This window comes from Arthrobacter sp. 2762 (genome assembly GCF_040548745.1).
Lineage (GTDB): Bacteria > Actinomycetota > Actinomycetes > Actinomycetales > Micrococcaceae > Arthrobacter.
In genome coordinates this window covers 278,291-301,615 of the sequence record NZ_JBEPSI010000006.1, presented here as the reverse complement: position 1 = coordinate 301,615, position 23,325 = coordinate 278,291, and the positions used below count along the sequence as shown (strand labels likewise).

Sequence of the window (23,325 nt, the reverse complement as noted above, 5' to 3'; positions counted from 1 at the left end):
GCTAAATCTTCCAAGAACAAGGAGGACAACGATGTCCCACTTCCCCGATCTCGTCATCGCCAACGGCACGGTCGTCAACAGTTTCGGCAGGCAAGCCGCCCACGTCGTAGTCGACGGCGGACGCATCGTCCAGCTCATTGACGCTGCCGAACCCATTCCCGCGGCTGCACGAACCATTGAAGCCCACGGCCAGTTGGTCATCCCCGGCGGCATCGACGGCCACTGTCATGTTGCCCAAGTGACCGGCCGATTCCGCACTTTGGATGACTACCGGACCACGTCAACGGCGGCACTCTGGGGCGGCACTACCACCATCATCGATTTCGGCATCCCCCGCGATGCTCAGGAGACTCCGCTCGAAGCGGTCCTGAACAAGAAGCGCCTCGCCACCGAGTCCCGCTGCGATGTTGCCGTGCACGGCTCTGTTGTCTCGTGGGACGAGACGGTTCCGTGGCAGCTTGAGCAGCTTGCGGCCGAGGGCGTCAGGTCCGTGAAGATGTACACCACAAACCGCGGCTCAACCATGGCCGATGGTGACACCATCCTGAAGGTCATGCGCGAAATGGTGCGCCTGGATGGGCTCACGTACATCCATGCAGAGCACGATCCCATCATCACCGACTGCACTGAGCAGCACGCCTCGGACGGCAGAATCGGCATCGAGCACCTGCACCATACCCGGCCTGAGCTTGCCGAGGAGATCTCGGTCAAGGAAACCTTGGCGATGGCCCAGTACACCGGAGCGCCCGTCTATTTTGTCCACCAGTCGACTCCGGGCGCCGTGGACCTCGTGGCCGAGGCCCGCGCGGGCGGCCAGGAGGCGTACTCGGAGACCTGCCCGCACTATCTGACTTTGGACGACGCCGTTTATGGTTCCGCGTTCCCGGAATGGTACGCGTGCTGCCCGCCGATGCGGAGTGCCGAAACGGTGGCCGCCTTGAAGGATCGACTGGCTGCCGGTGCCATCCACACTGTTTCCTCGGACCACTCCTGCTACGACCTCTCCCAAAAACGCGAGCGCACGGACGATGTCCGCTATATGCCGCATGGCCTCCCCGGCGTGGAAACCCGCATGCCCGTGACGTTCACGGCACTGGTCACTGAATCCGGCGGCTCTGTGGAGGACTTCGTTGAGGTCTTCTCGGCAGGCCCCGCCAGGATCAATGCAGTCCCGCGAAAGGGCGCGATCGTGGAAGGCTTCGATGCCGACATCGTGATCTTCGATCCCGCCTCACAGCAAATGGTCGACGGCGGTGCGTTGCACATGGGGACTGATTTCTCGCCTTTTGAGGGGAAGACGCTCAGCGGCTGGCCCTCAGCGGTGATCTCCGCGGGACGGGTGGTCCTTGACGAAGCAGGTTTCCACGATCCCGGGCCGGTGGGTCGCTTCGTGCCCCGCAATGGCTTCACGGAACACCGAGACGCCCTCTCCGTTCCCGTCATCCCCTCTGCCGAATCCCTCAACGCTTAGGAGCAACCATGCCTTCAAACAACCGCCCAATCCGCATCGGCATGATCGTGCCGTCCTCCAACACCTGCCTTGAGCCGCAGACATACCGGATCCTGGGCGATCGCCAGGATGTGACCATTCATTCAACCCGCATCCCCGTCACCCGGATTGCCTTGGACGACTCCTCGGACAAGCAATTCGATTCCTCGGTGATGCGCGGAGCTGCCGAGTTGCTGGCCACGGCGAACGTGGACGTTATTGCATGGAACGGCACGTCCGGATCCTGGCTCGGCGCTTCCCACGACCATGCCTTGGTCCGTGAGATCACCGACGCCACAGGCATACCGGCCACCACGTCCACACTGGCCTACCTGGAGGCCTTCTCGTCCTTTGGCACCGAGCGAATCGGTTTGTTCACGCCCTACACGGCAGACGTGAACGAGGCCGTGATCGCGTCGTACGCCAGGGAAGGCATCAAGACGATCGATCATCGGCACCTTGATCTCACCGATAACGAATCCTTTGGGCGCGTTACCGATGAGGAGATGCTGCCGGGCTCATTGGAGTTGGCGGCAGCTCATCCGGACGCCGTGGTCTTCCTGTGCACCAACCTCTATGGAGCCAACATCACAGCCGACGTTGAAGCCCGAACAGGCGTCCCTGTTCTCGATTCCGTGGCAGTGACACTCTGGCATGCCCTCAAGCTTGCGGAAGCTCCCTTGCTGGACCCGAAATGGGGGCGCTTGCTGGCTGACGCCGTGGCCTAGTCCTTGTTGTCCTCATCGATGCGCTCGAGCAGCTTGCCGAGCGCATCCCGGATATCGTCATAGTCGTTCTGCGCCGCACGGCTCTCGGCAGAGATGACCGCGCATCTGTGGATCTTCTTGAAGTCGCCGAAAGGGAATTTGTAATGGCCCTTTTGGTCAGCCGGATGATCGTCGTCCACGCCGAGGTACCACTTGGAATACTCGGCTTGGCCATGCTTCTCCAGGAACTCATTCTCGTCCTTGGTGGACGGGGCGTGCTCGCTCCAGTCATCCCGAACGTCCTTGACGATCTTCCCGTCGCTGATCAGGTGCTTCGCGTTGTCGAATGCTTTCTTGTTGAGTTTGACGGTCATGGCGCAACCTCGCTTCGATGTGGCGGTTCGGCATGGGTTGGGTAACTCGTACGGTTCAGCTTAGGACGACGGCGGATGGCCGGGAAGGGTGCGAGGCCCGGGCATGCCCCCACGCTTTGGGCTCAGGTGATGAGCCGTACCCGAAGTCCTGTTCCGGCTTCCTTCATGACAAGCCGCCGGTTTATTGCTCCTTGTTGTTTGAGCCACAAAACGTTGCCATCGTCGGTCACTGCCTCTACCAGGCCTTGGTCCACGATCTTATTGCCGCGCCAGATTTGGACGTCCAGGCCAACGAGTGGCCTCCAATCTGTCACCCTCTTGCTTTGTGGTTTGTCGAAGCGTGAACCCGGCGTCGAATCCTTCATATCGTCTTTCAATCGATGACTCCTAGCCATGCATCTTTCCGCAGTCGCCTCTTGGGCAGACTTCTGTTTAAAAGATGTGGCTTCACGGTCCGAACATGACGCGAAAGCAGGGGCCGAAATTACGGCGTGCCGATCCTCCTAGAGCGCCTTCACCGCGCCCAACACCTTGGTCAACGAATCCTTTGCGTCGCCGAACAGCAACGTGGTCTGAGGTTCGTACAAAAGTTCGTTTTCGATGCCAGCGAATCCTGGACGCATGGAACGCTTGAGGAATACCACCTGCCGGGCGTCAGCTACTTCAAGGATGGGCATTCCATAGATCGGGGAGCCGGAGGTGGTCTTGGCTGCAGGGTTCACGACGTCGTTGGCACCCACCACCAGGGCAACGTCGGCGGTCTTGAACTCGGGGTTGATATCGCTCATTTCCTTCAGCGACTCGTACGGCACGTTGGCCTCGGCCAGGAGGACGTTCATGTGCCCGGGCATGCGTCCGGCAACAGGATGGATGGCGAAGTCCACCTCGGTCCCGCGTGCCTCCAAAGCCAAGGCCAACTCAGCGGCTGTGTGCTGGCCTTGCGCTACAGCCAAGCCATATCCGGGAACGATAATCACCCGCTGGGCGTACCCGAGCAACACCGCAACATCCTCCGGGCTGGAGGATCTGACCGGACGCTCACTCACGGCGGTGGAACCGGCAGTGGAGCCACCTTTGAAGGCACCGAACATGATGCCCGCAACGCTGCGGCCCATCGCGGCGGCCATGGCCCGGGTGAGGATGGTGCCTGACGCTCCAACCAGGGTGCCGGCCACCACCAGGAGCACGTTGCCCAGCACCAATCCTGACGCAGCCACGGCCAATCCAGTGAAGGCGTTGAGCAGCGAGATGACAATCGGTACGTCGGCACCACCCACCGGAAGCACCAGCAGGATACCGGCCACAAGGCCAAGGATCAGCAGCGCCAGCGCGAGCAGGAGCGAACCATTCAGTATCACCACAATCCCTGCGCCCACCGCGGCAAGCAGCACCACGCCCATCAGCACAGGCAGGCCCGGGAACGTCACTGGCCGGGTGGTCATCAGCCCCTGCAGTTTGGCAAAGGTAACCCCGGAACCGGCAAAGGAAACGGCCCCGACGAGCAGCGTGAACACGATGGCCAAGCGGACCCACGCATCAACGGTATGCGAGAGCTCCAGCAATGCCACGAGTGCGGCGGCGCCGCCACCCACACCGTTGAACAGGGCCACGAGTTGGGGCATCTGCGTCATCTGAACGCGCCGTGCCACGGGTGCGGCCACCACCGATCCCACAGCTATTGCCCCAACGATCCATGGAACGTTGTCCAGCTTCACCGAGACGAACACTGTGACGACAGCCAACAAGGCGCCGAACGCCCCGATGAGGTTTCCCCGCCGCGCCGTTCGCGGTGAGTTCAGGCCTTTGAGCGCCAGGATGAAACAGGCTGCGGCTGCGAGATAGAGGAGAGCTGTCCAGGTGGGATCCAGTAGAGTCACCGGCCGAGCTCCTTACCCGCGTGATCCTCGGATGAAACAACTGACGACGGCGGCCGTTGCCTCCCGCGGAACATCTCCAGCATGCGGTCGGTCACCACGAAGCCGCCCACAAGGTTGGCCGTGGCAAGGACGACGGCCAGCAAGGCGACCGCCAAAACCCACGGATCAGAGGCCTGGCCAGCGACAATGATGGCACCCACCAGGATGATTCCGTGGATAGCATTCGCCCCGGACATCAGGGGTGTGTGGAGGGTGCTGGAAACTTTGGAGACGACCTCGAAGCCCACGAAAACTGCCAGTACGGTGATCGTCAGCAGACTCATGCCATCCATCAATGCGCTCCTTCACTGCCAGGGTTGGCCGCTGTGTGGGCACTGCCAAAGGGGCCGGTCTCACCCGCGAGCGCGGCGAGTGCTTCAGCTGTTGGCGCGTGCCGCACCTCGCCGTCGTGGGTGAGGCAGGTTCCCGCCACAACCTCGTCGTCAAAGTCCGGGGCGACAACTCCTTCCCGGGTCATCAATGCGATCAGGTTGGCCACGTTCTTGGCGAACAAACGCGAGGCGTCTGCGGGCATCGCGGATGCTGGGTCCTTGAGCCCCACCAAGGTCACTTCACCCTGCCCATCAGCCGTGGGGATGTGGATGTCCTGCCCGGGGATGCTGCCTTCCACGTTTCCGCCTGACTCGGCCGCCAGATCTACTACGACAGATCCGGGGCGCATCCCTTGGACCATTTCGCGGCTCACCAGAAGTGGTGCCCGGCGTCCGGGGACGGCAGCAGTGGTGATGAGGACATCTGCCTGCGCTACGTGCGGCGTCAGGAGCGCACGCTGCAAGGCACCCCTGTCTGCGCTGAGTTCACGGGCGTACCCGCCTGAAGCTTCGGCGGTTTCGAGGTCCAGCTTGATGAAGGTCCCACCCATGGAAGCCACTTCGTCTGCCGACGCCGGACGGATGTCGTTGGCCGAAACCCGCGCGCCAAGCCTTTTGGCAGTGCCGATCGCTTGGAGCCCGGCCACGCCTGCCCCCAGTACCAGGACCCGGGCGGGCGGGATGGTCCCGGCCGCAGTCATGTACAACGGGAAGAATCTGGGCAGGCGCGTCGCGGCCTCAAGGACGCAGCGGTATCCGGCCACCAAGGCCTGTGAGGTGAGGGCGTCCATGGACTGGGCCCGCGAGATCCGGGGAACCAGTTCCAGTGCAAACGATGTGATGCCACCTGCGGCGAGCGCCCTCACCGTTGGCAACTCCGAGGACGGCGACCCCAATCCGACGGTGACTGAACCCGGGCGGAGGGCTCCCGCCGTCGACGGTTCCATGGGACGCACGTGGCAGTAAACGTCTACGGATCCTAGATCCAGGGACTGCACAACAGAAGCGCCGGCCTGCCGGTATTCGTCGTCACTATGTCCGGAGGCAAGCCCCGCCCCGGACTCGATCTCAACATCAAGGCCCAACCCGGTCAATTGCTTGACCGTTTCGGGCGTGGCTGCCACTCTGCGCTCACCGTCGAGTGCCTCGCGCGCTATGCCTGCTTTCACCCGCCACCCCTCTTCGGGAACTCTCCGGAACCAGTTGGCATGAGTCTATGGCCGCAAAGGTCAGGACGGGAGTAGGGGGTGCGCTATGTGGACAAGTCCATTAGGGTCGGTGGAAGCTGGGGCAACCAGCCTCCACACCGTCGACGAGCCGGTTCCGGCCGTGCCGTCGGGAAGGAACGCCGCTATGGACACATTCAAAATCGGCTATTTCGTCGGAAGCCTCTCCAGTACCTCGATCAACCGGGTCCTCTCCAAGGCGCTCATCAGCCTGGCGCCTCCGGAACTGGAATTTCATGAAATCGCCATACGGGACCTCCCGCTGTACAGCTCCGACTACGACTCCGACTTCCCGCCCGCCGGCAGGGAATTGAAGGACGCGATCGCCGCATCGGACGGCATCCTGTTCGTCTCCCCCGAGTACAACCGCTCCATTCCAGGCGCTTTGAAGAACGCCATCGACTGGGGATCCCGTCCGTGGGGCACCAATTCTTTTGCCCGGAAACCTACCGGCATTATCGGCGCGTCGCCTGGTGGTATCGGAACCGCAGTGATGCAGTCCTCCATGCGCAGCGTCCTCAGCTTCCTCGACGCGCCTCAGCTGAATGCGCCGGAGGCTTACATCCGCTTCGTCGCGGACGCGTACGACGACGACGGCTCGGTTAAGGACGAGGGCACGGCAGGGTTGCTGCGCCACTATATGGAGGAATACAGCGCGTTTGTCCAGCGTGTCCTCGCCGCCAACGCTCCGGGTCATATCGGCGACCAGGAACCTGATTCGGCCAAGCTAACGCGCTAGCCCCTCGGGTGGGGTCGCCCCTTGCCTGGTGGGCGACACCCACCCTATTTTCTTTGTTGGTCAGTATGCTTACTACTATGAGGATTCGCGAACACGCCCTATCCCACAGGAGAAACGATGCTTCGTAGATTAGCCCTGACAACCCTGGCACTGACCCTCTTCACCGGGTCCCTGTTGTCCGTCGCGGCAGCAGCAAACGCAGCAAACCCCGCCGCCCTGCAAGGCCACGTGGCCGCCACCACCCCCACTCCGTCGGTGTCGCCCAGCAACCCTTCCGGCCCGTCAACGGCAACACCGACAAACCCAGCTCCGTCGTCCGGCGGGCAAACCACGTCCAACCCGGCTAGCAGCGGACCCGCCAACCCAGGGACCGGAGAGTCCGAGCCCCAGGAACAAACCCGGACCGACGTCACGCCGTGGATCCTGGCCGCCGTTGCTGCGATCATCGTCATTGCGCTGATCATCTGGGCGGTTCGCGGACGCGGTCGGAATGAGGAAGTGCGGGACGAAGAACTCTAGTCGGCGATAGGACGCTGCTGCCCGGCTGAGATCAAGCGCGGGAAGCAACTGCGGCCTGCCTCTGTTCCTACAGATACGTGATGAGAGAACAGAGAGTTGGCTGACATGACTGAGTTGCATGATGCGCACCCTTCCGACCAAACGAGTGGTGGGCAGCCTTCGGATGTCAGGCACGAGACCTTCACCATCACGCGCGATTTTGAGGCGAACCGGGCGGACGTCTTCGCCGTGTTCGCGGATGATCGGTTGCGCCGGCAATGGTTTCGGATGCCAGGAACCGGGTCCGTCTATGATCACGACTTCCGCATCGGCGGCGGTGAGGAAGCGAGCAGCACCTTCACCATGCCGGACGGGCAGGCCCAGGTACTGCGCAATCGATCACGCTACCTCGACATCGCGCCCGATCGCCGAATCGTTTTCGTCTACGAAGCGATCGTGGACGATGTAACCCGATGGGCATCGCTGGTAACGGTGACCCTGGCCGATGCGGAATTCGGCAGAAGCAGGCTGATCTGGACCGAGCAGGTCACGTTCCTCACGCGAACCGGAGACGGCAGCGCTGACTTACCTCATCTGCGCACCGGGACGACCCTTCGCCTCAACGGGATACCGGGAGCCCTTAAAACAAAGTCTGGTGATGGCGAAACGAGCAGTTGACGATCCGTTGTCGCCGCCGCCGTTGTCATCAGGGCAGTTACGGAAAAGCCAATGCGCGCGCTTTTAGCCGAGGCGCTCGAACACCATCGTTGCCTGGATACGGTCTCCGCCGCCGAGCCCCTTACTCCCGCTGCTCGACGTGGTAATGGTGTGGAGCCGGTATCCCTTCGCGGCCTGATCGTTGATGGCCTTCTCCAGGGACGTCAGATTGCCCGAACCGGTTCCCAACAGCTTCTCCTTGAGGATCACTTGCAGGACGACATACTGCTGCATGACGCGACTTCCTTCCATTGCTGGTCGATTGGGAGCAATGCTACTCAACGCGGCGGCGCCGGCGGCGGTGCTTCCTAACCACTGAGCGTCCCCGCCGTCAGCCTTCCAATGGCACTGCTTTCCAGATTTTCCAGCAGGTGCCGCGGATTGTCGTAGACCTCCGCGGCGCCTGCGTCGCGGAGCTCGGCCTCGCTGATACCGCCGCAGGTCAGGGCGATGGCGGGAACGCCAATTGCCGCAGCAGCCTTTACGTCCCAGACTGCATCGCCAACAAAGACGACGTCCGCTGGATCGAGTTCAAGCTTCTTCAGGCACGCCAGAAGGATATCCGGAGCCGGCTTGCTTTCGTCCGCATCATTGGAGCTGGTCCACGCGTCAATGGACCCACCGGCGTCGAGAAGCCGCCTGCTAACGTCAAGGTCGCGCTCTTGCGCTGACGAGGCCAGCCCTACCGCCAGCCCGGAATCCGAGCAGGCTGCAAGGAGGTCCCGGGCGGAGTCGAAGGCGCGCAAGGACGGCCAGAATGTCGAAAACACAGCCCCGTGCGCGGATTTCAGTTCCTTTTGCATGTCTTCCGGACAGTCCGGCACAAGGTGCTGGACCAGCTTGTCGCCACCCATCCCGACGCAGCGATGAATGTCGGAGATCTGGATGTCCAAGCCTTCGCGCCTGAATGCCTGCCACCAGGCGAACGCGTGGAAGTAGCTGGAGTCGATCAATGTCCCATCGACGTCAAAGAGGACGCCGCGTTTCTTGTAGCTTGAGTTGGCTGGAGTAGACATTTAGTAAGTCTACTTACCGTTCCGTTGCGCGGAAACCAGGCGCGCTCTTCGACATATTGCGTAACGCCGGAAATACGCGTCTGCAACATCTTGTTGGCGGGAGTATGACAACAATCGGAATCATCGGTGCAGGACACATTGGCAGCCAGGTTGCGCGTAAAGCGGTTGAACTCGGCTACGACGTCGTGATCAGCAATTCCCGGGGCCCGGAAACCCTCGCGGAACTGGTCACAGAACTTGGGCCGCGGGCCCGGGCCGCGACGGCGGCTGAGGCAGCAGCGGCAGGTGATTTCGCCGTCGTGACCGTTCCGCTGAAGAACTACCGGGACATCCCGGCGGAGCCGCTGGAAGGCAAGATCGTCATCGACACCAACAACTATTACTGGGAGCGCGACGGCCGTATTCCCGCGCTCGACAACGGCGAGGCCACCACCTCGGGCCTGCTCCAGAAGCACCTGCCCACGTCCAAGGTAGCCAAGGGTTTTAACCACATCTTCGCCAAGGACATCACTACCGATGGCACCCCGGCCGGCACGCCCAACCGCCGCGCATTGGCCACAGCCAGTGACTTCCCGGAGGCCGCCGAACTCGTGACCAAGCTGTACGACGAGTTCGGTTTCGACACCGTCAACATCGGGCCGCTCGAAGACAGCTGGCGGGTCGAGCGCGACCGCCCGGCCTACGTCATCCGGCAGAACGCGGACGAACTTCGCGACAACCTCGCCAAAGCGACCCGCACCGTCTGATAGACCCGCACCATCTCATAACAAAACACGCACGACGGCGGCAGGCGGCTTACGCCTGCCGCCTCCTCTGTGCTGGGGTGCTGTGGGACTGCCACTCCACGACGGGTGGGCACGATTTGCGGCCAGGATTTGGGCCGAATCGCATCACGAATTGGACGCTGGACGCACAAAGGGAGTGGCTGCCTCCCAGGAAGCCCGGCGCATAGGGCATTCCGGGAGGCAGCCGCGCCAATTAAGCCCCGAACCCAAGGAGTTGCTATGTCTACCCAAACTGAGAAATGGCCTGCAGGAACACCCGCATGGGTGGATCTGGGGGTCGATGACCTCCCTGCCGCCAAGGCCTTCTACACGGAGTTGTTTGGATGGGATTACCTCTCCGGCGACGAAGAGGCCGGGGGTTACCTGCTGGCCCAACTGGACGGACAAGCAGTTGCCGGACTCGGCCCCAAACAGGATTCCAACATGCCAACCGTCTGGACCACGTATCTGGCCTCGGACAATGTTGACACCACGTGCAAAGAAGTAGCCGCTGCTGGTGGCCGACTCATCGCTCCTCCCTTCGATGTGATGGATTCGGGGCGCATGGCAATTGCCGCAGACAGCGTTGGTGCAGTCTTTGGCATCTGGCAGGCGGGGACCCATATCGGGGCGGAGCGCGTCAACGAGCACGGTGCACTGTGCTGGAACGAACTCCACACCCGCGACTACGCGCTGACCCGTTCCTTCTATGCCGATGTTTTTGGCTTCAGCTATCAGGACATCGACCAGGACGGATTCATATACGCAACCGCCAAGCGGGCTTCTGATGGCCGCGAAGTGGGCGGCATTCAGCACGACACCGAAATTGCCGAGGGCGCGCCGAATCACTGGCTGACGTGGTTTGCCAGCGACCATGTAGATCGAACCGCCGCAACAGCCATGGAACTCGGATCTTCAGCCTTGGTGCCAGTCATGGACAGCCCCATGGGACGGATGGCAATCCTGCAGGCGCCGCAGGGAGAAATCTTCGGCATCATCGACGCGCCCCGGACCAAGGACTAAGCCCGGACCGCCGGCTAAACCCGCACCAACGGCTACGTCAGGACTGGATCCAAAGCTTCGCTGATGACCTCATGGGCGTGTGCCGCGGCGAGCGGCGCGGCGAGCCGGTGCACTGCCTGGAAGGTCCGGCGGACTTCCGGCCCATGCCACTCGGGCGGAAGGTAGTCCGCCGGGAGATTCGGGTCCCGGTAAGGGAACTTGCGCCACAGCGTGAGCATCGGAATGTAGTAGCGGAAAGCGTCGCGTCGCACCTCGGCCGTGGAATCAGCCAGGGCCGCCTCAGGGTCGGTGCCCACCAGCTCGATCCACTGCTGCTCTGCGCCCCGGTAGATCTCAAGGAACTCCGTGAACTGTTCATCGAGTTCCTTGAGATCCCACCATTCGGAGATCTTGGGCCGCATGGGGCCATCGAAAACGTAGTCGCTTCGGAAGAGGTCCACGAACTCGATGAGCCCGCTGGCAGTGAGGCGTTCGCGAGCCTGCTCCAGCTTGTGTGCCGGAGCGATCCATACGCCGGACGCCACTGACCCAAATCCCAGGCTGGACAAGGCGGACCTCAGTTGGTGTCGGCGGTTCCGCATCGATTCGGGCACCGAGAACACGGCGAGCACCCACGTATCCACGGGAGCAGGCTGTTCGGGGGCGAAGATCCGCCGATCACCTTCACGGAAGACGTCGCTCACCGATTCGGCGATCTTGTACTTGGCAATGCCGCCTTCGCGGACGCTCTTCAGGACACCCTTGGCCTTAAGCCTGGAAACAGACGATCTCACACCCGGCGCGTCATAGCCGAGCGTACCGAGCATCGAAACCAGTGCGGAGACCGGCAACGCATCACCAGCGTTCCTGCCATAAAGACCGAAGATGGTGACCAGGAGTTGCTGATGGCGCACCGGGGGTGCCGGGACGGCGAACATTGAAGGACCCTCATTTCCGCGCCAGGTAAGGCGCCAGTCATGTTCATCATAGGTGGGGAACCATCAATGGCCGGGAAAGGCTGATGCTCTGCCAGCAGATCACGGCGGCGTCCGTGTTGTCAGCTAGTCAACCCACCGCACAGCCCGGACGAAATGTTCCGGCCAAGGCTGCGCGGCGGTGGTGCCGTTGGGGACGTGGACGGTGGTCACCGTCCCGAATGCGGCCACCTCGCTGCCGTCCGACGATGCACCTTGGTGAGTGACGCCGTCGGGCGTTCCGCGGGCAGCATCTTCAAGTGGGCGGCCGCGGACCTCGAAGGCCATGGTCAGCGAGGTCCGGCCGAGCGCGTGGATTTTCACCGTGGCGGTGACGCGCTGGCCGAACCATAGCTTGGCCTTGTAGTTGATCACCTGCTGGACGCGAGGAGCGTTGGGGAAGTAGTCGGGCAGCTCCAGGGAGCGGAAGAGCTCTGCCTCGGCGGCTTCCACCCACCTGAGGATGGCCGAGTTGTGTTGGTGGCCGGAGGCGTCGGTGTCCACCCACTCAACCGTCCGCTCAACACTCGCTTCAGGAAACGCGTCCATGATTCTCCTAGCGGGTGCTGACTGCCGCGGTTTCGTCGTCCGGGTCCGCGACGTCGGCTCCCGCATTGGACAGAACAACCGTCACCTCGGGTTGCGGCTTCGGAATCATAGCGACGGCGGCCGCGGCCACCACTGCGATGCCGGCGAAAATCGCGAAGTTGGCCTCGAAGGGCAGCTTGGAACCTGCAATCCAGCCGCCGATCAAGGGTCCGGAGATCGCACCCAGGCGGGCAAAGCTGAGAGCCCAACCCGTGGCCGTACCGCGAACCTTGGCCGGATAGTAGTCAGCGATGTAGCCGGTCAGGACCAGGGACGTAGAGATCGAGCCAACGCCTGCGAAGGCCACGAACAGCAAGTTGACCACCATGGTGTTGGGGAAGACGAGGAGCATGATGCCCAGGCCACCCAGGATGTAGAACACCACGAGGATGAGCTTCTTGCCGTACTTGTCTGCCGCACGGCCCAGGAGCAGGCCGCCGATGGCGGAGGCCAGGCTGAAGACCAACAGGAACGTCAGGGACGAGCCCAGATCGTAGCCGGCCTTCTTCATGATGCTCGGCAGCCAGGTGTTGAGCCCGTAGACGAGTACCAGGCCGCAGAACAGGGAAACCCAGAAGAACACCGTGGAGCGCAGGTACTTCCGCGAGAACATCGTGGTGATGGTCTTCCACCACGGATCGGCGGGTGTACCGGCCTGCGCCACCGTTGCCACCGGCTGGTAGTCGGCGATCTCCAGCTTGGCAGCCAAGGCCTTGGCCTCGGTCTTACGTCCCTTGGACTCGAGGTACTCCAACGATTCCGGGAGAAACTTCCAAATGATCGGCAGCAGGACAATCGGCGCGGCACCAATAGCAATCACGGTCCGCCAGCCACCAACCGGCAATACGAACATCGCAGCAAGCGCGGCCGCAACAATGCCCAGCGAGTAGCCCGAATACATGAGGCCGTAGTTGTAGGAACGCCTATTGGGAGCTGAGTACTCGATGGTCAGGGCTGCGGCCACGGGGATGACACCGCCCATGCCCAGTCCGCCGATGAGCCGGAAAAGGCCAAACAGCTCGGGCGTCGGAGCCCAGGCGGCACCAGCCTGGGTGAGGGTGAAGATCACCATGGACGCCAACAGCATCTTCTTGCGGCCTACAAGGTCGCTGAGAGTCCCGATGAACAAGGCTCCGATAAGCATGCCGATCAAGGCATATGATCCCAGCCCGCCCAGGGCAAGGGGGCTGAGGTTCCATTGCTTGTACTCGGCCAGCGCCGGAAGCACTGCCCCCAGGACGCCGACGTCGTAACCCTCGGCGAGGATGGCGAGCCAGCAACAAATCAACACCAAGCCGGTGGTGCGCTTGGGCACGTTCCAGTCATTAACCGGTGCGGCGGGCACGGCTACTTCACCAACGCAGATGCAGTGGCGGACGCGGGTGTCCAGCGGAGGTGGGTGGTGGTTTCTTCGGTGTCGGGTTCGCGGAGGAGGGACAGACGGGGGCGGACGGCGTCGGTGCGGGTGCTGGGGGGCTTGCGGCGGCCGGCGCGGAATTGCGGAATCCATTGCGCCCCAGGGCCGTGGTATTCCTGCTCAGCAGCGGCATGCAAAGTCCACTGCGGGTCGTAAAGGTGTGTACGGCCCAGGGCAATGAGGTCCGCGCGTCCTGCGAGGAGGATCGAGTTCACGTCGTCGTAGCTGGAGATGGCGCCGACGGCGATCACAGCCACCCCGGCGGGGGCGGCGACTTCCTGGCGGATGCGGTCCGCGAACGGGGTCTGGTAGCTGCGTCCGAACGCGGGCTTTTCCTCCTTGGCGACCTGGCCGGTGGAAACGTCCAGGCCGGCGGCGCCGTGCTCCACAAACGCCTTGGCGATCTCGATCGAATCGTCGGAGGTGTTGCCGCCCTCGATCCAGTCCGTCGCGGAGATCCGCACCGTCACCGGCTTGTTGCCAGGCCAGGCCGCGCGGACGGCGTCGAAGACTTCCAGCGGGAACCGCAGCCGGTTCTGGAGGCTGCCACCGTATTCGTCGGTGCGCTGGTTCGAGACCGGGGAGAGGAAGGAGGAGAGCAGGTAGCCGTGAGCGGCGTGGATTTCCAGGAGGTCAAAGCCTGCCTGACCAGCGCGGATCGTAGCGGCGACGAACTCGGCCGTGATGGCGTCCATGCCGGCCCGGTCCAGTTCGGCCGGGGTCTGGTTTTCCGGTCCGTACGGCAGGGCGGACGGGCCAATGGCCTGCCAGTTGCCCGACTCGAGGGGCTGGTCGATGCCTTCCCACATGAGCTTGGTGGAGCCTTTCCGGCCGGAGTGGCCCAGCTGGGCGCCGATCTTGGCCGTGGAGCGGGCGTGGACAAAGTCCACGATTTCCTTCCAGCTGTCGCGCTGTTCGTCCGTGTACAGGCCGCTGCAGCCGGGGGTGATGCGCCCGGTTTCGGACACGCAGACCATCTCGGTCATGACCAGGCCCGCGCCGCCGAGGGCTTTGGAGCCGAGGTGGACTTTGTGGAAGTCCCCTGGGATCCCGTCGGTGGCGGAGTACATATCCATGGGGGAGACGATGACGCGGTTCTTCAACTCCAGCTCTCCAATGCGGAAGGGCTGGAACATCGCCGGCGCGACCTGCGTCAGGCCCTGGGATTCGGCAAAGTTCCGGTCCACGGCCTGGGCGAATTCGGGGTCGCGGAGGCGGAGATTTTCCTGGGTGATGCGGCGGCTGCGGGTGAGCAGGTTGAACGCGAACTGGGTGGGGTCCTGGTCCTTGTACTGGCCGATGCGCTCAAACCATTCCAGCGATGCCTGCGCGGCGCGCTGCGTGGAGGCGACGACGGGACGCCGCTCAGCCTCGTACGCTGCCAAAGCGGAGTCCACGTCGGGGTGCTCGTGCAGGCAGGCCGCGAGGGCGAGTGAGTCTTCCATGGCCAGTTTCGTGCCGGAGCCGATGGAGAAGTGCGCGGTGTGGGCGGCGTCGCCGAGCAGGACCACGTTGCCCTTGCGCCAGCTCTGGTTCCGCACCGTGGTGAAGTTGATCCACTTGGAGTTGTTGGACAGGACCTCGTAGCCGTTCAGTTCCTCGGCGAAGATCTCGCGGATCTTCGCGATCGCTTTCTCATCCGAAACCCCGGGAGGGAAGACCTCGTTGGCGGTCTCGTCGAACCCTGCCGCGTGCCAGACGTCCTGGTGCATTTCCACGATGAACGTCGAGCCCTCATCGGAGTACGGGTAGCCATGGATCTGCATGACACCAAACTCGGTCTCCTTGACGAAGAACTTGAAGGCCTCGAACACCTGGTCCGTACCGAGCCACATGAACTTGTTGGTCCGGGGGTCCAGGTCCGGGCCAAACGCGTCGGCGTACTTAGCACGGATCTGGGAGTTCACCCCATCAGCGGCGAGCACCAGGTCATAGTTCGCTTCGAGGTCCTCAATGGCCGGGGCCAGGGTGGAGAACCGGACATCGACGTTCAATTCGATGCAGCGGCGCTGCAGCAGTTCCAGCAGTTCCTTGCGGCTCATGGCAGCGAACCCCTGCCCGCCGACCGTGATCATCTGGTCACGGAAGTGGATATCGATATCGGACCAGCGCGCGAACCGGCGGCTCATGTATTCCGCGACCACCGGGTCCGCGTTCCCGATCCCGCCCAGAGTCTCATCGGAGAACACGACACCGAAACCAAACGTGTCGCTGGCAGCGTTCCGCTCCCACAACGTGATCTCGTGTGACGCATCCAGCTGCTTCATCAGTGCTGCGAAGTACAGGCCGCCGGGGCCGCCTCCAACGATTGCGATCTTCATGCTCATGCTCCTTCTCAAGCCTGGCTTTGGCCGGCGGGGGTAAGTTGTTGGGTTTCTGCTTCGCCGGTGGTGCTCTCCTTGAGGAGGCCATCGCGGAGCTTGAAATGTTGGAGTTTGCCGCTGGGGTTCCTCGGCAACTCGGTGACGAAGCGGACATCGCGCGGGTACTTGTAAGGGGCGATGGTCTGCTTCACGAAGTCCTGGATTTCCTTGCGCTTCGCAGCGTCGCCAATGACGCCCTCACGCAGGACGATGAACGCGCAGACGATGCTCCCGCGCTCAGGATCAGGCCGGCCGATCACCGCGTTCTCCACCACGTCCGGGTGCTGGTCGATGGCGGTTTCCACCTCGGGCGCGCCGATGTTGTAGCCGGAGGAAACGATCATGTTGTCGGAGCGGGCCTGGTACGTGAAGTACCCGTCCGCATCCATGGAGAACGTATCGCCCGTGACATTCCAGCCATTCACCACGTAATTCGCTTGGCGTGCGTCGTCCAGGTAGCGGCAACCCGTGGGCCCAATCACGGCGAGTCGGCCGGACTGTCCAGGGCCGAGCTCTTTGCCGTCCTGATCAAGAATGGTTGCACGGAAGCCTGGCACAGCCTTGCCGGTAGTACCTGGACGGATGTCATCCCCGGCAGCGGAAATGAACACGTGAAGCAACTCTGTGGCGCCGATACCATTGACCAGCCTCAGGCCCGTCGCCTCACGGACCGCTTCCCACGTCTCCTTGGACAGGTGCTCCCCCGCCGAAACAGCGACGCGGAGGCCACGGAGCAAGTCCCCGCGCTTTTCCTTCAGGATCGCCCGGTAGGCAGTGGGAGCCGTGAAAAGGATGGTGGCCCCGGCAGCCGAAGCATGCTCGGCCAGTTCCACAGGCCCGGCCTTCTCCGTCAGAAGCGACGACGCGCCAAACCGCAGCGGGAAGATCACCAATCCGCCGAGCCCGAACGTGAAGGCAAGCGGAGGGGAACCGGCGAAGACATCGTCGGCTGTGGGGTGCAGGATGTGGCGGGCAAAGGTGTCCGCATTCGCCAAGACGTCCCGGTGGAAATGCATGGTCACCTTGGGCACACCTGTGGTCCCGGACGTTGGACCCAGCAGGGCTACGTCGTCTGCAGACGTGTCCACAGCTGTGAACTCCCCGCTCTTGCGCTGGCAGCGTTGGGTGAGGTCGCCGTCGTCGGGCCCTCCGTAGCTCATGACGGTGACGTCCTCGCCTGCCGCCGTCGCGAGCTCATCCACGAAGCGGTGATCGGAAATCGCGACAACGGGCTTGGTGAGCTGAATCAACGTGGCCACCTCGCTGGAACGCAGCATGGGCATAGTAGTGACCACCACGGCGCCCGCCTTCAGCACACCCAGCCAGGCGGCAACCAGCCATGGATTGTTGGGGCCGCGGAGCAGCACACGGTTTCCGGGCTCTACCCCGAGGTCTTCGGTAAGGACCTGGGCAACCTGGTTGGAGTGCAACTGCAACTGTCCATAAGACCAGACTGTGCCATCCGGGGTGCGGAGCGCCGGCCGGTCCGCACCGAACGTCTCGACCGCGTTGTCGATCAGCACGGCGGCAGCGTTCAGCCGCTCCGGGTAGTGGAGTTCCGGCAGGGTAAATTCGAGCGCCGGCCAGGTATCGGCGGGCGGCAAGTGGTCGCGCGTGAACGTGTCCACGTGGGCCGATGGCGTCATGCTCATGGCCGTTCCTTTCAGTGGTGCGTCAGTGAAGCTGGGGATGATGTTGGGGGGTAAAGCTGTTCAGGCGCGGATCATGCCTTCTTGGGCGACTGTGGCGAGGAGCCTTCCTTGCCGGTCGAAGAAGCGGCCCATGGCCAGGCCCCTGTTGCTTTGGCCGGATATGGCCTCTTGTGCATAGAGGACCCACTCATCGGCGCGGCCATCGCGGTGGAACCACATGGAGTGGTCAAGGCTGGCGGTGGCGAGCCCGGGACTGGCCCAGTTGAGTCCGTTGACCCGGAGCAGCGGCTCCAGGATCGTGTAGTCGCAAACGTAGGCGAGGGCGGTGCGGTGGAGGTTGGCGTCGTCGGGGAGGCTGTCAAAAGCCCTGACCCAAATTGCCTGCTGCGGCATGGATCCACCCTCCAGCTCGACGTATACCGGTCCCGGAATATGCCGCATGTCGAAACTACGGCCCGTAGACCAATAGTCTGCGGCTGGGCCTTCTGTCCCGTCCAGTGCTTCCGCTGCGGAGCGAAGGGATTCAGGATCGACGGCGGCAGGAGCCTCCGGCTGGAAGTCCGGACCATCTTCGGGAACCTGGAACGAACCCATCGCGGCATATACAGGCTTGCCATTCTGGAAACCACGGACATTGCGGGTGGAGTAGCCGCGACCGTCGCGCAAGCGTTCTACTTCATAGCGAACATGGGCACCGATGTCCACGGGCCGCATGAAGTAGCTGTGCATCGAGTGGAGCTGCCTGTCGGCCTCCACGGACAGCATCATGGCGGCTGCCGCTTGGGCCACCATGTCTCCGCCATAGGCTTTTGGCCACGGAACGTACTGGGTGGTGGCTTCGTAGGCGTCGTCAAAAACCTGGGCCTCTGTTGGGGTGAGGTCCACAGCCCTGAGGAAGGTCTCCGAGGTCAAGGTTCCGGTGATCATGGTGGTTATGCCCGGCGGTAGTCGGCGAGGGTTTCGTCCGGGACGTCGTCGAGGTTGACCACGAGGTTCTCCGGGGTGCGGGCCGTGAGCCACACGAGTTCTTCGGTGACAGACATGTTTGCTTCGACGTGCGGCATGAATGGCGGGACGAACACCCAGTCGCCGGCCTTCATGTCAATGAACTCTGAGTAGTTCGCGCCGAAGTAGATCCGGCCGTGGCCGCGGAGCACGTAGCCACCGGTCTCTGCCTCGCCGTGGTGGTGCGGGAGTGAGCGGTAGCCCGGGGTGTTGGACACCTGGCCGAACCAGATCTTGGTTGCCGGGGTGTGCTGGATGCTCACTCCGGAGACGCGGATGCAATCCCCGGACTGCGCCGTGTTGGTGTCTTCTTCACCGGCGCGGGTCACTACGGGGACAACCTTGCCGTCAGCGCCGGCGTAGATGGAGTTGTCGCCTTCGAGGCGGTATTCGGTGGTGGTCTGGCTCATGGGGGTTCTCCTTTTGGCGGTGGGTTTTAGGCGTTGGCGGGGACTGGCGTGACCGGCGCGTGGATTCGGAATTGGTTTTCCAGGCGGCCGATGCCGTCGATTTCGGTGGTGAGGACGTCGCCGTCGTTCAGGAAACGCGGCGGGGTCATTCCCATGCCTACTCCCCCAGGCGTGCCCGTGAGTACGAGATCGCCGGGGCGCAGGACCGTGAATTGGGAAATGTAGGACAGCAGCTGTGCGGGACCGAACACCAGGGTGCTGGTATTGCCCTGCTGCACGAGCTCACCGTTGACGTAGCCACGGACTTTGAAGCTTTCGCTTGCCTCGTCCGCGGTCAACATCACCGGGCCCACTGGTGTGGTTGCGTCGAAGGCCTTGCCCTGGAACCACTGCAGGGTGCGGTTCTGCCAGTCGCGCATGGAGACGTCATTGGCAACGGTGTACCCGGCAATTGCCGCCCGGGCCTGGTCTTCGTCAGCACGAAACAGTTCAGAACCCACGACGACGGCCAACTCGGCTTCCCAGTCCACGCGACCACTGCCATGGACTTCTACGACGTCCGCGGCCCCGATCAGGGTGTCAGCGTATTTGGCGAACAGGGTCGGAAATTCAGGAAGTTCGCGTCCCATTTCCTGGATGTGGTCCCCGTAGTTCAGCCCGCAACAAATGACTTTTCCGGCGTGGGGCAGGAGCGGGGCAAAGTCAGCTTCAGTTGCTGCGATGACGGCTTGCCCGCCCTCCGCCGCTGCTTCCGCTGCTTTCTCGGTGATCGACCGCCATTCCGGCTGGGCCAGGAGCGCGCCGACGTCGGTGGCCGGCAGCGCAAGGTACGTGTCGGCGCCCGTGGCGAGTGCCGCCGTCGTACTTCCGCCGGAGGTGCGCAAGGTGGCAAGTTTCATGGGTTCTGCTCCTTCGAGATTCAATGTGTCGACTTTTTTACGATCGTCACATATGCTCAACGTAGCACGGCAGAAATGATCTGCACAGAGGCATTTCAAAAGTTTTTGCAGTTGCCACAACAAGGAGGAACAGCATGAGCCACAAAACAATCAACCCGGAGTCACTCCCCAAGCCATCCGGTTTTGCACACGGCATGCTTGCCGGCAACACGGTGTTCCTGGGTGGGCAGACTGCCTTGGACAAGAACATGAACATCGTTCCCGGCGGCATCGTGGAGCAGTTCACGCAGGCGTTCTCCAACGTGCTGACCACGTTGCGGGAAGCCGGTGGGCAGCCGGAGGACCTCGTCAACGTCACCATCTACCTCACAGACGTAGACGACTACATGGCGAACGGCCGCGAGATCGGACGAATCTGGCGCGAAATGGCTGGCACACAGTACCCGGCGATGGCCGGCATCGGCGTGACCCGGCTGTGGCAGAAAGAGGCCCTGATCGAAATCCAGGGCATCGCAGTTATTCCTGAGGGCTAAATCTCTGGATTGGCGGTCGAGCCTGGTGAAGCATGTCCCTATGGGAACCGTCACCGAATATCTGGAGAACGTCAGTGCAGGCAACCGGGAAATCCTGGAGCGGGTTGTTGCGATCGCGCGTGAGCTGGCGCCCGACGCCGAGGAAGGCACCAGCTACGGCATGCCGGCTCTGCTCGTTGATGGCAAGGGCTTCGTGAGCGTGCTCGAAACCAAGAAGCACCTCGCCCTGTACCCATTTAGTGGGCGGATCCTGCCCGAGATGTCAGAGGAGCTTGGCGGCTATTCGTGGTCGCCGGGGACATTGCGGTTCTCTGCGGACAACCCTGTCCCCGACTCCATGGTGCGGCGGATTCTCGAGACACGGCTGGCTGCGATCCGGAAGTAGAGGCGCCTCGATTTAGTGCTTCGCGGACACGTCCTGGGAGATCGCGTTGGCCGTGGCCACGACTTCCTGCCGGACGGACTCGAGATACTTGTCCGGGTCCGGCTCCGCCGCGACAGCCTGGGCCTGCAGGGACACGTTGATCGCCGCAACGTTGTCGCCGTTGTTGTGGTTCCACACCGGCGCCGCGATGGACATGAGCCCGATTTCCAGCTCCTGGTCCAGCAGGCACCAGCCTTGCGCACGGACCTGCTCGACGGCGGACCTCAAGTCTGCCGCGTTGGCCACGGTTCGCGGCGTGATGGGATTGAGTTCGACGTTGGCCAGGTATGCCTCGAGCTTGGCCTGTGGCAGACCGGCGAGCAGCACACGCCCCATGGAGGTGGCGTATGCCGGGAAACGGGTGCCCACAGTGATGCCCACGTTCATGATCCGGCGGGTCGCGACACGGGCAACGTAGAAGATGTCCGGACCGTCAAGGACCGCAGCGGACGTGGACTCCCCCAGCTTCAGACTCAACTGCTCCAAGTGTGGCTGAGCCAGCTGAGGCAGGGACAGCGCCGAAAGATACGAATAGCCGAGCTGCAGCACCTTTGCAGTGAGGGCGAAGGTCTTGCCGTCCGTGCGGACGTAGCCCAGCTCCACGAGGGTGTGAAGAAAACGTCGGGCCGTGGCGCGGGTCAGGTCAGTGCGGGCTGCGACTTCACTGAGGGTCATGACCGGGTTGTTCGCATCGAACGCCCGGATCACGGCCAGACCCCTGGCCAACGACTGCACATACTGGTCGCTGGCCTGCGGGGTAACTGCGGAATCGGTCATGGTTACCAATCCTAGGGTGCGTTGCGGGGCCTGCTCTGCATCCCCACCGCCTCCCTAACCTCGCAAGCTCGGCCAGGGAACCCGGGCGATGTGGGCCCTGCCAGGGCAATACCAAGCAGAGCGGGCCCCACAACGTGAGCAGTGTTAGGCGCCGGGCTTCAGGGGCAGGGGTATGAGCTCCTGGATTTCTTCGAAGGTGCAGCCGAACGTCTCGCGGACAGTGACGCCGTCGGGTCCTGTAAGGAAGACGGCCTTGTCCGTGTACACGCGGGTCACGCAGCCGACGCCGGTGAGCGGGTAGGTGCACTGCTCCACCAGTTTGGACACGCCCTCGCGCGTCAACAACGTCATCATCACGAACACATCCTTGGCGCCCGTGGCAAGGTCCATGGCACCACCCACAGCCGGGATGGCGTCCGGGGCGCCCGTGTGCCAGTTGGCGAGATCGCCCGTGGCCGAAACCTGGAAGGCGCCGAGGACGCAGATGTCCAGGTGCCCACCGCGCATGATCGCGAATGAGTCGGCGTGGTGGAAGTACGAGGCCCCGGGCAGCTCGGTGACGGGGATCTTGCCCGCATTGATCAAGTCACGATCGATCTCGTCGCCCTCAGCCGCAGGGCCCATCCCCAGCATCCCGTTCTCCGTGTGGAGCGTGATGTTCTGTTCCTCGGTGAGGTAGTTGGACACGAGGGTGGGCTGGCCGATGCCCAGGTTCACGAAGGAACCCGGTGCGATGTCGCGTGCCACCAGCTGCGCGAGTTCGTCGCGGCCCAGGGGCTTCTCGGACGTCTGGATGCTTGTCGCAGTGCTCATAATCAAGCCACCTTCCCATCGAATTCTGCAGAACCAACCCGGACCACACTGTTGACGTAAATCCCCGGCGTCACCACGTTCTCCGGATCCAACGAACCCGTGGGCACGATCTCGGAGACCTGCACAATGGTGTGCTTGGCAGCGGCCGCCATGATGGGGCCGAAGTTACGGGCAGTTTTGCGGTACACGAGGTTGCCCTTGCCGTCGGCCTTGAGGGCCTTGATGAGGGCGACGTCGGCGTGGATGGGCGTTTCGAACACCTGCCACTTTCCATCCAGCAAGCGCGTTTCCTTGCCTTCGGCCAGCGTGGTGCCGTAGCCCGTGGGTGTGAAGAACCCGCCAATCCCAGCGCCCGCGGCACGGATGCGCTCGGCCAGGTTGCCCTGCGGGACCAACTCCAACTCAATCTCACCCGCATGGAACTTGGCATCGAAGTGCCAGGAATCGGACTGCCGCGGGAACGAGCAGATCATCTTGCGGACCCGGCCTTCCTTGATCAGCAACGCAAGCCCCTGATCGCCTTGGCCGGCGTTGTTGTTCACCACAGTGAGGTCCTTCGCGCCGCAATCCATGAGGGCGTCGATCAGTTCGAACGGCTGCCCGGCGTTGCCGAACCCGCCGATCATCACGGTGGACCCGTCCTGGATGCCAGCGACAGCCTCGCCAACAGTGTCAATGAATTTCAGCATG

General features: G+C 62.9%; 27 protein-coding genes. 9 read left to right on the top strand and 18 right to left on the bottom strand.

Annotated elements, in window-relative coordinates:
- Positions 1-31: 31 nt before the first annotated feature.
- On the top strand, positions 32-1,471 hold the full coding sequence (locus tag ABIE18_RS13775) for an amidohydrolase family protein (RefSeq protein WP_499723314.1): 1,440 nt from the start codon (positions 32-34) through the stop codon (positions 1,469-1,471).
- A gap of 8 nt (positions 1,472-1,479) precedes the next feature.
- Complete coding sequence (locus tag ABIE18_RS13770) at positions 1,480-2,217, top strand: maleate cis-trans isomerase family protein (protein WP_499723313.1); 738 nt, start codon at positions 1,480-1,482, stop codon at positions 2,215-2,217.
- Here ABIE18_RS13770 and ABIE18_RS13765 read toward each other — a convergent pair.
- From ABIE18_RS13765 to ABIE18_RS13745, 5 genes are all read right to left on the bottom strand, one after another.
- Positions 2,214-2,570, bottom strand: coding sequence for a hypothetical protein (locus ABIE18_RS13765; RefSeq protein ID WP_499723312.1), 357 nt, complete (start codon positions 2,568-2,570; stop codon positions 2,214-2,216). The two genes, ABIE18_RS13770 and ABIE18_RS13765, sit on opposite strands and share 4 nt — an antisense overlap.
- A 122-nt stretch (positions 2,571-2,692) precedes the next feature.
- Positions 2,693-2,947 carry a hypothetical protein gene (locus ABIE18_RS13760; protein ID WP_499723311.1) on the bottom strand — a complete coding sequence of 85 codons (255 nt, stop codon included), beginning with the start codon at positions 2,945-2,947 and terminating at the stop codon, positions 2,693-2,695.
- Positions 2,948-3,073: 126 nt separating this feature from the next.
- Entirely contained in the window at positions 3,074-4,447 is a 1,374-nt protein-coding gene (locus tag ABIE18_RS13755; protein ID WP_499723310.1) for an NAD(P)(+) transhydrogenase (Re/Si-specific) subunit beta, read from the bottom strand.
- Positions 4,444-4,779: an NAD(P) transhydrogenase subunit alpha part 2 gene (locus tag ABIE18_RS13750; RefSeq protein WP_499723309.1), complete on the bottom strand. Its 336-nt coding sequence runs from the start codon at positions 4,777-4,779 to the stop codon at positions 4,444-4,446. The genes ABIE18_RS13755 and ABIE18_RS13750 overlap by 4 nt, the downstream gene beginning before the upstream one ends.
- Positions 4,779-5,987 (bottom strand): Re/Si-specific NAD(P)(+) transhydrogenase subunit alpha, encoded by a 1,209-nt coding sequence (locus ABIE18_RS13745; protein ID WP_499723308.1) that lies wholly within the window; start codon positions 5,985-5,987, stop codon positions 4,779-4,781. The genes ABIE18_RS13750 and ABIE18_RS13745 overlap by 1 nt, the downstream gene beginning before the upstream one ends.
- Before the next feature lie 184 nt (positions 5,988-6,171).
- Here ABIE18_RS13745 and ABIE18_RS13740 point away from each other — a divergent pair, with 184 nt between their 5' ends.
- The 3 genes from ABIE18_RS13740 (at position 6,172) to ABIE18_RS13730 (ending at position 7,959) form a co-directional block, all read left to right on the top strand.
- On the top strand, positions 6,172-6,783 hold the full coding sequence (locus ABIE18_RS13740) for an NADPH-dependent FMN reductase (RefSeq protein ID WP_499723307.1): 612 nt from the start codon (positions 6,172-6,174) through the stop codon (positions 6,781-6,783).
- Between the two features lie 117 nt (positions 6,784-6,900).
- Positions 6,901-7,302, top strand: coding sequence for a hypothetical protein (locus tag ABIE18_RS13735; RefSeq protein WP_499723306.1), 402 nt, complete (start codon positions 6,901-6,903; stop codon positions 7,300-7,302).
- Between the two features lie 105 nt (positions 7,303-7,407).
- Positions 7,408-7,959: an SRPBCC domain-containing protein gene (locus ABIE18_RS13730; RefSeq protein ID WP_499723305.1), complete on the top strand. Its 552-nt coding sequence runs from the start codon at positions 7,408-7,410 to the stop codon at positions 7,957-7,959.
- 63 nt (positions 7,960-8,022) lie between these two features.
- Here the strand turns inward: ABIE18_RS13730 and ABIE18_RS13725 are convergent, their stop codons facing one another.
- Together ABIE18_RS13725 and ABIE18_RS13720 are read right to left on the bottom strand one after the other, a co-directional pair.
- Entirely contained in the window at positions 8,023-8,232 is a 210-nt protein-coding gene (locus ABIE18_RS13725) for a DUF4177 domain-containing protein (RefSeq protein WP_223935036.1), read from the bottom strand.
- A gap of 74 nt (positions 8,233-8,306) precedes the next feature.
- The gene (locus tag ABIE18_RS13720; protein ID WP_499723304.1) at positions 8,307-9,014 is read right to left on the bottom strand and encodes an HAD family hydrolase; all 708 of its coding nucleotides are present in this window, start codon (positions 9,012-9,014) and stop codon (positions 8,307-8,309) included.
- 104 nt (positions 9,015-9,118) lie between these two features.
- Between ABIE18_RS13720 and ABIE18_RS13715 the strand changes: the two genes are divergently transcribed.
- Together ABIE18_RS13715 and ABIE18_RS13710 are read left to right on the top strand one after the other, a co-directional pair.
- A complete protein-coding gene (locus tag ABIE18_RS13715; RefSeq protein ID WP_499723303.1) occupies positions 9,119-9,760 on the top strand; it encodes an NADPH-dependent F420 reductase in 642 nt (213 codons plus the stop codon).
- Between the two features lie 258 nt (positions 9,761-10,018).
- Positions 10,019-10,801: a VOC family protein gene (locus tag ABIE18_RS13710; RefSeq protein ID WP_499723302.1), complete on the top strand. Its 783-nt coding sequence runs from the start codon at positions 10,019-10,021 to the stop codon at positions 10,799-10,801.
- Positions 10,802-10,833: 32 nt separating this feature from the next.
- On the opposite strand, the gene ABIE18_RS13705 is transcribed toward ABIE18_RS13710, so the two are convergent.
- The 8 genes from ABIE18_RS13705 to ABIE18_RS13670 form a co-directional block, all read right to left on the bottom strand.
- Entirely contained in the window at positions 10,834-11,718 is an 885-nt protein-coding gene (locus ABIE18_RS13705) for a PaaX family transcriptional regulator (protein WP_499723301.1), read from the bottom strand.
- Positions 11,719-11,841: 123 nt separating this feature from the next.
- Complete coding sequence (locus tag ABIE18_RS13700) at positions 11,842-12,303, bottom strand: acyl-CoA thioesterase (RefSeq protein WP_499723300.1); 462 nt, start codon at positions 12,301-12,303, stop codon at positions 11,842-11,844.
- Between the two features lie 7 nt (positions 12,304-12,310).
- On the bottom strand, positions 12,311-13,687 hold the full coding sequence (locus ABIE18_RS13695) for an MFS transporter (protein WP_499723299.1): 1,377 nt from the start codon (positions 13,685-13,687) through the stop codon (positions 12,311-12,313).
- Positions 13,688-13,689: 2 nt separating this feature from the next.
- Positions 13,690-16,080, bottom strand: a complete 2,391-nt coding sequence (locus tag ABIE18_RS13690) for a bifunctional salicylyl-CoA 5-hydroxylase/oxidoreductase (RefSeq protein ID WP_499723298.1) — start codon at positions 16,078-16,080, stop codon at positions 13,690-13,692.
- 14 nt (positions 16,081-16,094) lie between these two features.
- A complete protein-coding gene (locus ABIE18_RS13685; RefSeq protein ID WP_499723297.1) occupies positions 16,095-17,774 on the bottom strand; it encodes an AMP-binding protein in 1,680 nt (559 codons plus the stop codon).
- 60 nt (positions 17,775-17,834) lie between these two features.
- Complete coding sequence (locus ABIE18_RS13680) at positions 17,835-18,701, bottom strand: acyl-CoA thioesterase (RefSeq protein ID WP_499723296.1); 867 nt, start codon at positions 18,699-18,701, stop codon at positions 17,835-17,837.
- Positions 18,702-18,706: 5 nt separating this feature from the next.
- On the bottom strand, positions 18,707-19,189 hold the full coding sequence (locus ABIE18_RS13675; RefSeq protein ID WP_499723295.1) for a cupin domain-containing protein: 483 nt from the start codon (positions 19,187-19,189) through the stop codon (positions 18,707-18,709).
- A gap of 26 nt (positions 19,190-19,215) precedes the next feature.
- Entirely contained in the window at positions 19,216-20,088 is an 873-nt protein-coding gene (locus tag ABIE18_RS13670) for a fumarylacetoacetate hydrolase family protein (RefSeq protein WP_499723294.1), read from the bottom strand.
- A 134-nt stretch (positions 20,089-20,222) separates the two neighbouring features.
- Between ABIE18_RS13670 and ABIE18_RS13665 the strand changes: the two genes are divergently transcribed.
- Together ABIE18_RS13665 and ABIE18_RS13660 are read left to right on the top strand one after the other, a co-directional pair.
- A complete protein-coding gene (locus tag ABIE18_RS13665) occupies positions 20,223-20,621 on the top strand; it encodes a RidA family protein (protein WP_442017275.1) in 399 nt (132 codons plus the stop codon).
- Positions 20,622-20,661: 40 nt separating this feature from the next.
- Positions 20,662-21,006: an iron chaperone gene (locus tag ABIE18_RS13660; RefSeq protein WP_499723293.1), complete on the top strand. Its 345-nt coding sequence runs from the start codon at positions 20,662-20,664 to the stop codon at positions 21,004-21,006.
- Between the two features lie 12 nt (positions 21,007-21,018).
- Here ABIE18_RS13660 and ABIE18_RS13655 read toward each other — a convergent pair whose 3' ends face one another.
- The 3 genes from ABIE18_RS13655 to ABIE18_RS13645 form a co-directional block, all read right to left on the bottom strand.
- Positions 21,019-21,822, bottom strand: coding sequence for an IclR family transcriptional regulator domain-containing protein (locus tag ABIE18_RS13655; RefSeq protein WP_499723292.1), 804 nt, complete (start codon positions 21,820-21,822; stop codon positions 21,019-21,021).
- 144 nt (positions 21,823-21,966) lie between these two features.
- On the bottom strand, positions 21,967-22,635 hold the full coding sequence (locus ABIE18_RS13650) for a 3-oxoacid CoA-transferase subunit B (protein ID WP_499723291.1): 669 nt from the start codon (positions 22,633-22,635) through the stop codon (positions 21,967-21,969).
- Between the two features lie 2 nt (positions 22,636-22,637).
- Positions 22,638-23,324 carry a 3-oxoacid CoA-transferase subunit A gene (locus ABIE18_RS13645; RefSeq protein WP_499723290.1) on the bottom strand — a complete coding sequence of 229 codons (687 nt, stop codon included), beginning with the start codon at positions 23,322-23,324 and terminating at the stop codon, positions 22,638-22,640.
- Position 23,325: the final 1 nt, after the last annotated feature.